Source organism: Micromonospora sp. NPDC050695 (assembly GCF_040654415.1).
Classification (GTDB): Bacteria; Actinomycetota; Actinomycetes; order Mycobacteriales; family Micromonosporaceae; genus Micromonospora.
In genome coordinates this window covers 21306-31239 of record NZ_JBFAHZ010000061.1, presented here as the reverse complement: position 1 = coordinate 31239, position 9934 = coordinate 21306, and the positions used below count along the sequence as shown (strand labels likewise).

Annotated in this window: 8 protein-coding genes; 1 reads left to right on the top strand and 7 read right to left on the bottom strand. The window is 71.7% G+C overall.

Features of this window, described 5'->3' with window-relative positions; translation table 11 throughout:
• Nucleotides 1-99: 99 nt before the first annotated feature.
• Complete coding sequence (locus tag AB0H52_RS28065; RefSeq protein ID WP_151489845.1) at nucleotides 100-756, bottom strand: DedA family protein; 657 nt, start codon at nucleotides 754-756, stop codon at nucleotides 100-102.
• 257 nt (nucleotides 757-1013) lie between these two features.
• On the opposite strand from AB0H52_RS28065, the gene AB0H52_RS28060 reads away from it, so the two are divergent.
• Complete coding sequence (locus AB0H52_RS28060; RefSeq protein ID WP_357951222.1) at nucleotides 1014-3866, top strand: aconitate hydratase; 2853 nt, start codon at nucleotides 1014-1016, stop codon at nucleotides 3864-3866.
• 201 nt (nucleotides 3867-4067) lie between these two features.
• On the opposite strand, the gene AB0H52_RS28055 is transcribed toward AB0H52_RS28060, so the two are convergent.
• The 6 genes from AB0H52_RS28055 to AB0H52_RS28030 all read right to left on the bottom strand — a co-directional run bounded on the left by AB0H52_RS28055 (nucleotide 4068) and on the right by AB0H52_RS28030 (nucleotide 9828).
• A complete protein-coding gene (locus tag AB0H52_RS28055; RefSeq protein ID WP_151489843.1) occupies nucleotides 4068-5345 on the bottom strand; it encodes a sigma-70 family RNA polymerase sigma factor in 1278 nt (425 codons plus the stop codon).
• A 4-nt stretch (nucleotides 5346-5349) separates the two neighbouring features.
• A complete protein-coding gene (locus AB0H52_RS28050) occupies nucleotides 5350-5676 on the bottom strand; it encodes a YciI family protein (protein ID WP_225854465.1) in 327 nt (108 codons plus the stop codon).
• A gap of 94 nt (nucleotides 5677-5770) precedes the next feature.
• The gene (locus AB0H52_RS28045) at nucleotides 5771-6382 is read right to left on the bottom strand and encodes an ATP/GTP-binding protein (protein ID WP_151489841.1); all 612 of its coding nucleotides are present in this window, start codon (nucleotides 6380-6382) and stop codon (nucleotides 5771-5773) included.
• Entirely contained in the window at nucleotides 6363-6749 is a 387-nt protein-coding gene (locus tag AB0H52_RS28040; protein ID WP_030337267.1) for a DUF742 domain-containing protein, read from the bottom strand. Before AB0H52_RS28040 ends, AB0H52_RS28045 begins: the two co-directional genes overlap by 20 nt.
• 4 nt (nucleotides 6750-6753) lie before the next feature.
• The gene (locus AB0H52_RS28035; RefSeq protein ID WP_151489840.1) at nucleotides 6754-7176 is read right to left on the bottom strand and encodes a roadblock/LC7 domain-containing protein; all 423 of its coding nucleotides are present in this window, start codon (nucleotides 7174-7176) and stop codon (nucleotides 6754-6756) included.
• Between the two features lie 90 nt (nucleotides 7177-7266).
• Entirely contained in the window at nucleotides 7267-9828 is a 2562-nt protein-coding gene (locus tag AB0H52_RS28030; RefSeq protein WP_255473687.1) for a nitrate- and nitrite sensing domain-containing protein, read from the bottom strand.
• Nucleotides 9829-9934 lie beyond the last annotated feature (106 nt).

Below are 9934 nucleotides of genomic sequence, written 5' to 3'. Positions count from 1 at the left end.
TGGATCGCCACCCGCGGCTACTCCACCAGCTGACCCACACACCCACACACCGAAAGGGCCGGACCCCAACCGGGGCCCGGCCCTTCGGCATGTCCGGGGTCAGCGTTCGCTGCCCGCCCGAGCCGGCTCGACTTCGGGGGCCGGCTCGGCGGCCTCGATTCGGTGGGCCCGTCGACGCAGCCACCAGGTGCTGGCGAGGCCGGCGAGTACCGCGAGGACCAGCCCGGCCCAGGAGATGTCCTTGAGCCAGTGCTCGGCGGCCCGCCCCACGGTGAACAGCAGGTAGGTGGTGCCGAACGCCCAGACCAGCCCACCGGCGGCGTTGGCCAGCAGGAAACGTCGGTACGGTACGTGCAGTGCACCGGCGAGCGGCCCGGCCAGGATGCGCAGCAGCGCCACGAACCGACCGAAGAAGACGGCCCAGACGCCGTACCGGGCGAAGCTCTGCTCGGCCCGGGCCAGTTGGGCGGGGCCGAGGTGGCGGGGGAAGCGTCGGCCCAGCCGGGCGAGCAGTGGACGGCCACCCCGACGGCCCACCGCGTACCCGATGGAGTCGCCGACGATCGCGCCGGTGGCCGCGGCGGCGGCCACCCACTCGGGTTCGACCACTCCGGTGGCGGCGAGCAGGGCGGAGCTGACCAGGACGATCTCACCGGGCAGTGGGACGCCCATGCTCTCGACCCCGATCACCCCGCCGACGAGCAGGTAGACCGCGATCGGCGGCAGCGACACGAGCCAGTGCTGGACGTCGAACACGCCCGAACCCTACCCGCGGCCGAACGCCCGCACCTGCCGCCGCGGGGTGAATTCGCCTCGGGTGGCCCGACGCACGCCCCGCAGCGCGTCCTAGGAGGCTAGGGATGAACCGTGCGGGCAGCGAGCGGCCGGGTTGCGTAACTAGCAAGACGGACGTACGGTTTTGTTGAGAGCGGAATCGGCGGTAAGTGTCACCTAACCTCGGCGGCACCCCGGCCGGTGCGACACACTGCTCAGGACTACTCACGGTCGCTGGTGTGAAGGAGTACGACGTGGCGAGCCTCGACACCTTCGGTGCGAAGACCCAGCTACGCGTCGGAGACGCGAGCTACGAGATTTTCAGGATCGACAAGGTGGACGGCCACGACCGGCTGCCGTACAGCCTGAAGATTCTCCTGGAGAACCTGCTGCGGACCGAGGACGGCGCGAACATCACCGCCGACCACATCCGTCAGCTCGGCGGATGGGATCCCACCGCCGCCCCGAGCGTGGAGATCCAGTTCACCCCGGCGCGGGTGCTCATGCAGGACTTCACCGGCGTGCCCTGCGTGGTCGACCTGGCCACCATGCGTGAGGCCGTGCGTGACCTGGGCGGCGACGCCAGCAAGGTCAACCCCCTCGCCCCCGCCGAGCTGGTCATCGACCACTCGGTGATCGCCGACCTGTTCGGCCGCGAGGACGCCTTCGAACGCAACGTCGCGCTGGAGTACGAGCGCAACAAGGAGCGCTACCAGTTCCTGCGCTGGGGTCAGACCGCGTTCAACGAGTTCAAGGTCGTCCCGCCGGGCACCGGCATCGTGCACCAGGTCAACATCGAGTACCTGGCTCGTACGATCATGGAACGTAACGGCCAGGCGTACCCGGACACCGTGGTCGGCACCGACTCGCACACCACGATGGTCAACGGCCTGGGCGTGCTGGGCTGGGGCGTCGGCGGCATCGAGGCCGAGGCTGCGATGCTCGGTCAGCCGGTCAGCATGCTGATCCCCCGGGTGGTGGGCTTCAAGCTCTCCGGCGAGATGCCGGCCGGCACCACCGCCACCGACCTGGTGCTGACCATCACCGAGATGCTGCGCAAGCACGGCGTGGTCGGCAAGTTCGTCGAGTTCTACGGCCCCGGCGTGAGCGCCGTGCCGCTGGCCAACCGCGCCACCATCGGCAACATGTCCCCCGAGTACGGCTCCACCGTGGCGATCTTCCCGATCGACGCGGAGACGATCCGCTACCTGGAGCTGACCGGTCGCGACGCCGCGCAGGTCGCGCTCGTCGAGGCGTACGCCAAGGAGCAGGGCCTCTGGCACGACCCGGCGGCCGAGCCCTCCTACTCGGAGCGCCTGGAGCTGGACCTGAGCACCATCGAGCCGTCGCTCGCCGGCCCGAAGCGCCCGCAGGACCGGGTGCCTCTGGGCAGCGCGAAGACGCTGTTCCGCTCCGCGCTGACCGACTACGTCGCCGACGACTCCACCAGTGAGCGTGACCTCAAGCCGAGCGTGGCGCGCGAGGAGCTGCCGCGCGGCGCGAACGGGCCGGCCGACGAGGCCAGCGCCGAGTCGTTCCCGGCCAGCGACCCGCCGGCCAACGAGTTCAGCGACCCGGCCGACGAGCCGCGCGACCTGGAGACCGCCGCCGCCGGAGCGGGCGGGCGGGCCACCAAACCGGTACGGGTCACCGGCGCCGACGGCGTCGAGTACGAGCTGGACCACGGCGCCGTGGTGATCGCGGCGATCACCTCCTGCACCAACACGTCCAACCCGCAGGTGATGATCGGGGCGGCCCTGCTGGCCCGCAACGCGGTCGAGAAGGGCCTGACCCGCAAGCCGTGGGTGAAGACCACCCTGGCCCCGGGCTCGAAGGTCGTCATGGACTACTACGAGCGGGCCGGCCTCACGCCGTACCTGGACAAGCTCGGCTTCAACCTGGTCGGTTACGGCTGCACCACCTGCATCGGCAACTCGGGCCCGCTGCCCGAGGAGGTGTCCGCGGCGGTCAACGAGCACGACCTGTCGGTCGTGTCGGTGCTGTCGGGCAACCGCAACTTCGAGGGCCGGATCAACCCGGACGTCAAGATGAACTACCTGGCGTCCCCGCCGCTGGTCGTCGCGTACGCTCTCGCCGGCACGATGGACATCGACCTGGCCAACGAGCCGATCGGTGAGGACAGCGACGGCAACCCGGTGTTCCTGCGGGAGATCTGGCCGAACAGCGCCGAGATCCAGGACGTCATCGCCCAGGCGATCGGCGCGACCGGCTTCAGCGCCGCGTACGCCGATGTCTTCGCCGGCGACGAGCGTTGGCAGTCGCTGCCCACCCCGACCGGCGACACCTTCGCCTGGGCGGAGGACTCGACCTACGTGCGCAAGCCCCCGTACTTCGAGGGCATGCAGCAGGAGCCGAGCCCGGTCACCGACATCGCCGACGCGCGGGTGCTGGCCAAGCTGGGTGACTCGGTGACCACCGACCACATCTCGCCGGCCGGCTCGATCAAGGCCGACTCGCCCGCCGGCACGTACCTCGCCGAGCACGGCGTGCCGCGTCACGAGTTCAACTCGTACGGCTCCCGCCGGGGCAACCACGAGGTGATGATCCGGGGCACGTTCGCCAACATCCGGCTGCGCAACCAGCTGGTCCCGGGTGTGGAGGGCGGCTTCACCGTCAACCACCTCACCGGCGAGCAGACCTCGATCTACGACGCCTCGATGGCCTACCAGGAGGCCGGCATCCCGCTGGTCATCCTGGCCGGCAAGGAGTACGGCTCCGGCTCGTCGCGGGACTGGGCGGCCAAGGGCACCATGCTGCTGGGCGTGCGGGCGGTCATCGCCGAGTCGTACGAGCGGATCCACCGCTCCAACCTGATCGGCATGGGCGTGCTGCCGTTGCAGTTCCCGGTCGACGTCACCGCCGAGTCGCTCGGTCTGACCGGTACGGAGACGTTCACCTTCACCGGGGTGACCGCGCTCAACGACGGCGAGACCCCGCGCACCGTGCGGGTCAACACCGACACCGGCGTGGAGTTCGACGCCGTGGTGCGGATCGACACTCCCGGTGAGGCGGACTACTACCGGCACGGCGGCATCCTGCAGTACGTGCTGCGCCGCATGATCGCCAACTGACGCCGTACACCTGAGAAGGGCCGCTTCCCGCGCTGGCGGGGAGCGGCCCTTCCACGTCTCTGCCTTCCGTGCCCCGGGCTGCTGCCTCGCGCAGCCGCAGCGCGACCGCGCGCCGTCAGCACCCGGCGTGGTCGGCAGTCGGGCGAGATGGGCGACAACCTCGCCGACGTCATCGGCGCACGTGCCTCCAAGGACCCGGGCCTACCGGGTGAGTTCGTCGGCCCGGTCGAGCAGGGCGCGGCGCTCGGCGGCCGAGTCCACCGCTGCCGCCGCCTGCCGGAACAGCGCGGCGGCGCGTGGCCGGTCACCCTGCCGAGCCACCAGGTCGGCCTCCACCGCCACGGCGAGCGGGTTGCCGTCCAGGCCACCCCCGGCGCGCGCCTCGTCGAGCAGGCCCAGTCCGGCCGCCGGCCCGTAGGCGTAGCCGTGCGCGACCGCGCGGTTGAGCGCGACCACCGGCGACGGCCGGATGCCGAGCAGGGCGTCGTAGGCGCCGGCGATCGCCGGCCAGTCGGTGGTCTCGACGGAGGCGGCGGTGGCGTGGCAGGCGGCGACGCGGGCCTGCCACGCGTACGGCCCGTCCTGGCGTACCCGATCAAGGACGGCCAGTCCCTCGGCGATGGCGGCGCGGTCCCACCGGCCGCGGTCCTGCCGCTGAAGGGTCAGCAGGTTGCCGGCGGCGTCACGGCGGGCGTCGGCCCGGGAGTGCTGGAGCAGGAACAGCGCGAGCAGCGCGGCCACCTCGGACTGCTCGGGCATCAGCCGGTCGAGCAGTCGGGCCAGCCGGATCGCCTCGTCGGCGAAGGCCGGCTCCCCGTCGGCGACGTAGCCCCGGGTGAACAGCAGGTACAGCACGGCGAGGACGCCGGGCAGCCGCTCGGTCAGCGCCGGTCCGCTGGGCACCCGGTACGGGATGCCCGCCTCGGCGATGCGGGTGCGGGCCCGCGTCAGCCGTCGGGTCATCGTCGACTCGTTGACCAGCAGGAGCCGGGCGATGGCCGCGGTCGGCACCCCGCACACGGTGCGGAGCGTCAACGCCACCCGGGCCTCGATCGCGAGCGCCGGATGGCAGCAGGTGAAGATGAGTCGCAGTCGGTCGTCCACCACGTCCTCCCCCACCTCCGGCTCGGGCTGCGCGTCGACCGGCGTGAGCAGTGCCAGGTCGTGGAGTTTCCGGCGTTCCACGGTGGCCCGGCGCAGGACGTCGATCGCCCGGTTGCGGGCCACTGTCATGAGCCAGCCACCCGGGTTGTCCGGCACACCGTCGGCGGGCCAGCGTTCCAGGGCGACGGTCAGCGCCTCCTGGGCGCAGTCCTCGGCCAGCGCCCAGTCCCCGGTCACCCGGATCAGGGTCGCGACGATCCGGGGGTACGCCTCGACGCCGGCGGCCGCGACGGCTTGCGCCGCCACGGCCGCTCCCGCGCCGGTCACCCGGCCGGCGCCCACGTGCGCGCCGGCCGGCGTTTCGGTGCGGGCCATCCGGTCAGCCGGGCAAGCCGGCGAACGGGCGCAGTTCCAGTCGCCCCTCGCGGGCCATCGGGTGAGTGCGCGCCACCTCGATCGCCTCGTCCAGGTCGGCGCACTCGAGCAGGTCGAACCCCACGATCACCTCCGTGGTCTCCGCGAACGGTCCCTCGGAGACGAGCAGCTCGCCGGCACGGACCCGGACCGTGGTGGCCGCGCTGGTCGGCGCCAGCGCGTCGCCGGTGAGGCGGCGCCCACGCGAGTCGTTCTCCTCCACCCACTTGTGGATGTCGGGCAGATCGGTCGGGTCGGTGTCCGGCTCGGTGTCGCTGCACACGAACATCATGTACTTCATCTGGGCGCTCCCTGGTTTCTCGGGTTATCGCCAGCATGACGTTCGGCCGGGGCCGTTCCGGACGCCCTCCCCTGAAAATAGTCGGTCAGTTTCCTCCGGCGGCGCGGCGGCGGGCCTCGCGGGTCTTCATGGCGTGCTCCATCAGCGTGACGAGCACCTCCTTGCTGGACTCGCGCTGCCGGGCGTCGCAGAGCAGCACCGGCACACCCGGGTCCAGGTTCAACGCGGCCTGCACCTCGTCGAGCCGGTAGGAGCGGGCACCCTCGAAGCAGTTCACGGCGACCACGAACGGGGTGCCCCGGCCCTCGAAGTAGTCGATCGACGGGAAGCAGTCGGCCAGCCGGCGGGTGTCGGCCAGCACGACCGCGCCGATCGCACCGAGCGCCAACTCGTCCCAGACGAACCAGAACCGGTCCTGCCCGGGGGTGCCGAACAGGTAGAGCACCAGGTCGTCGCTGATGGTGATCCGGCCGAAGTCCATCGCCACGGTGGTGGTGGTCTTGCCCTCCACCCCGGACAGGTCGTCGATGCCGACACCGGTCTCCGTGAGCACCTCCTCGGTGCGCAACGGCCGGGTCTCGCTCACCGCGCCGACCATCGTGGTCTTGCCCACACCGAACCCACCGGCGACCAGGATCTTGATCGCGGTGGGCAGTGGGGTCGCTCCCGCCGGCCGGTCAGAGTGCCCGTAGTCCATTGATTACCGCCTCGAAGATGCTGTTGTCGGGAAGACCGGCCGTGGTCTGCGGCTCGCGGACCTGCACCAGGCTGCGGGCCGCCAGGTCGCCGAGGAGCACCCGGATGGTGCCCACCGGCAGGTCGAGATGGGCGGCGATCTCGGCGACGGACTGTATTCGTTGACACAGTCCGACGATCGCCAGATGTTCCGGGCCGAGGCCGACCTCCGGCGTGACCTCGGCGCGGGTCGCGGTGACCAGGGAGATCAGGTCGAACGTGCCGGTGACCGGGCGGGCCCGGCCGCGCGTCACCGCGTACGGGCGCACCACCGGGCCCGCATGGTCATCCACCCACTGATGGTCCGCGGACTCTCCCTGCACCGTCATGCCGCTACCTCTCGCCGGCCGGCTGCTCGGTGCCACGGGACGGGGAGGCCACATACTTGCCGACCCGGGTGACCAGCATCGCCATCTCGTAGGCGATCAGGCCGACGTCGGCGTCCTCGGTGGCAAGGACCGCCAGGCAGGCGTTGCGGCCGGCCGCGGTGACGAACAGGAACGACGACTGCATCTCGATGATGGTCTGCTGCACCTGCCCGCCGCCGAAACGCTTCCCCGCGCCGCGGGCCAGGCTCTGGATGCCGGCAGCCATCGCCGCGAGGTGCTCGCCGTCGTCCCGGCTCAGGCCCTGGGAGGAGGCCATCAACAGGCCGTCGGTGGAGAGCGCGACCGCATGCTCGGCCTGCTTCACCCGGCCCACCAGATCATCCAGCAACCACGTCAGGTCGGCACTCGAAGCCGTCTTCTGCGCCACTTCGTCGTCCTCTTCTCGCCCGGCTGTTGCGCCGTGTTCGTCTGGAGCTGACCGTCACACCGTGCGGTGACCCGCATTCTCGGTGGCCGGTCAGGTAGCTTGCGGGTCCTCGTCGCTCGGCTCGGGCGTCGCGCTCGGCGGGGCGCCGGCCGCGCCGCCGATCAGTCGCGCCGCGTCGGTCCGACCGCGACGGGTGCCGGTCTGGTACGAGCTCATCATCCGGCGCACCTGCTCCGGGGGACGTGCCACGTCCTCGTCGTCGGTCTCTGTCGCGGCCGGGTCGTCGCGCAACTCGGGCACGATGTTCGCCTGCCGGACCCGTACCGGCAGGCCCGAGTCGGTCCGGTCCGCCTCGGCGCGGGCCGGCATCGGCCCGCCGTCGGCCGCCGCCTCGCTGGCGCTGTCCGTCGGGCGGGAACGGTCGACCGCGGGCAGTCCGGTGGGCACCGTGGGAGCCTCCAGGGCGGGCTGGCCCAGAACACGCCGGGCCCGGGTGGGCAGGTCCGGCGTACCGGCGCCCTGCGGTGTCCGCTGGCGGGTGGGCAGAGCGGCGTCCACATCGGTGCCGTCGGCCTGCCCCGTCGCGGTGGTGGCGTCCGGCACCAGGTGCCCGGCCGGGGTGACCGGCTCCGGCACGTCCGGCGCCGTCGTGCCCGGTGCCTCCGGTGCGGCCGCCAACGCGACCGGCGCGAGGACGGCCGGCCGGCCGGTGTCGGCGGTGGTGGTCGGCCCCGAGGGCAGGGCGATGGCCGGCGAACCGGCCCGCATCGCACCGGAGTCCTCCGAGCTCGGGCCGTTCTCGGTGACCAGTTCCAGCGGGATCAGCACCACGGCGGTGGTGCCGCCGTACGCCGACTCCTTGAGCCGCACCCGCACGCCGTGCCGCTCGGTCAGCCGGCTCACCACGTAGAGCCCGAGCCGGGCGGCGTTGGCGAGGTTCAGCTCGGACTGGTCGACGATGCGGTGGTTCGCGGCGGCCAGGTCCTCCTCGCTCATGCCGAGGCCCCGGTCCTCGATCTCGATGGCGAACCCGTTGGCCACCAGCTGACCGCGGACCTCCACGGTGGTGTGCGGTGGGGAGAACGACAGACCGTTCTCGATCAGCTCGGCGAGCAGGTGGATGATGTCGCCGACCGCGCGGCCGGCGAGGGAGACCGGCCCGAGCGGCAGCACGTTGACCCGGGTGTAGTCCTCCACCTCGGCCACCGCGCCACGGACCACGTCGACCATCGGCACGTTGCGCCGCCACGCCCGGCCCGGGGTCGAGCCGGAGAGCACGATCAGGTTTTCCGCGTTACGCCGCATCCGGGTGGCCAGGTGGTCGACCCGGAACAGATCCTCCAGCTCCTCCGCGTCGTGCTCGCGCCGTTCCATCGCGTCCAGCAGGGTGAGCTGGCGGTGCACCAGCGCCTGGGTGCGCCGGGCCAGGCTGAGGAAGACCTCACGGACGTTGCGGCGCAGGTCGGCCTGTTCGACGGCGGTCCGCAGGGCGGTTTCCTGAACGGCGTTGAACGCCTTGCCGACCTGACCGATCTCGTCGGTGCCGAAATCGAGGGGAGGCGCCTCGGTGGCCACGTCGACCTCCTCGCCGTGGCCGAGGCGCTCCACCACCCGGGGCAGCCGTTCGTCGGCGAGCTGCCAGGCGGCCTGGCGCAGCCGTTCCAGCTGGCGCAGCAGGGCCCGGGCCGTGGTGATCGAGACGACGATGGAGGCGATGACGGCGAGCAGACCGAGGCCGGCGGCGAGCACCAGCCGGATGACGACCCAGATCGCGACCGGGGTGGCCCGCTGGACCAGCGCGTCCCCGCCGGCCAGCACGACGGCCTCCTGCTCCTCCACAGCGGGAGCGAAGGCTGCCTCCCAGTCGTCGGCGCCGACCGGCAGCGGGGCGTTCGGTCGAGCGCTGGCGACCATGCGGTCCTCAAGCGCTCGGAGCTTGGTGAAGGCTGGGCCCTCGGTCATCTGGACGTACCGTTGGCGGTCGGCCTCGGGCAGTTCGGCCAGTGCCTCGGTGACGAGGAACCGTTGCGCGCCAACCAGGTGCGCGAACTGGGCGTACTCCTTGTCGCTGATTCGACCCGCCGCCGAGACGCCGGCGAAGAGCGCGTCCTCCTGCGACATCAGCTCACGCACCCGTACGAGCCGGGTGAGCGTGACGGTGTCCTGGGCGATCTGCTCGTCGTCGAGCTGACCCATGGCCCCGTACACCCGGAACAGCCCGTCGAGGACCCCGGTGTACGCTGCCGCCGCGCCAGCCCGGTCGACGGTGCCGGCGACGACGGCCTCCCGCATGTGACCGAGCCCGTCCAGCCGGGAGATCACGTCGTCGATCCGCGTGGTCAGTTCGTCGCTCGACACGAATCGGGCTCGCCAGCTACGGGCCGCCTCGGCGAACGCGGCGGCCTCCTTCTCGCTGCGCTCGTGCTGCGCCTGCAACTGCTGTGCCAGCCCCTGGTCGCGACGTCCGAGGTAGGCCACCGACATCCGGCGCTCCTGCTGGAGCTCGGTGAGCAGCGGTTCACTGGGTTGGGCGACCTGCGCGTCGAGCGTCTGCACACCGAGCACGTTGAATCCGTCGCGCAGGGTCACCCACGCCGCGAACGCCCAGAGCGCGGCGAGTGAGACCAGTAGGGCCACAATCTTGGTGCGCAAACTTGCACTGCGGGAAGCCATCCCACCCGTCCCTCGACCGTTTCGATTGGCTGAATGAGCCCAGCCCCCGGCCCGGCGCACGCTAGCAGTGTCCGGAATTTCACTC

What these genes read in the sequence shown, in the direction of transcription:
- AB0H52_RS28045 (WP_151489841.1), bottom strand. Translation starts at nt 6,382, where the DNA reads ATGGACTACGGGCACTCTGACCGGCCGGCGGGAGCGACCCCACTGCCC.
- AB0H52_RS28050 (WP_225854465.1), bottom strand. Translation starts at nt 5,676, where the DNA reads ATGATGTTCGTGTGCAGCGACACCGAGCCGGACACCGACCCGACCGAT.
- AB0H52_RS28055 (WP_151489843.1), bottom strand. Translation starts at nt 5,345, where the DNA reads ATGGCCCGCACCGAAACGCCGGCCGGCGCGCACGTGGGCGCCGGCCGG.
- AB0H52_RS28040 (WP_030337267.1), bottom strand. Translation starts at nt 6,749, where the DNA reads ATGACGGTGCAGGGAGAGTCCGCGGACCATCAGTGGGTGGATGACCAT.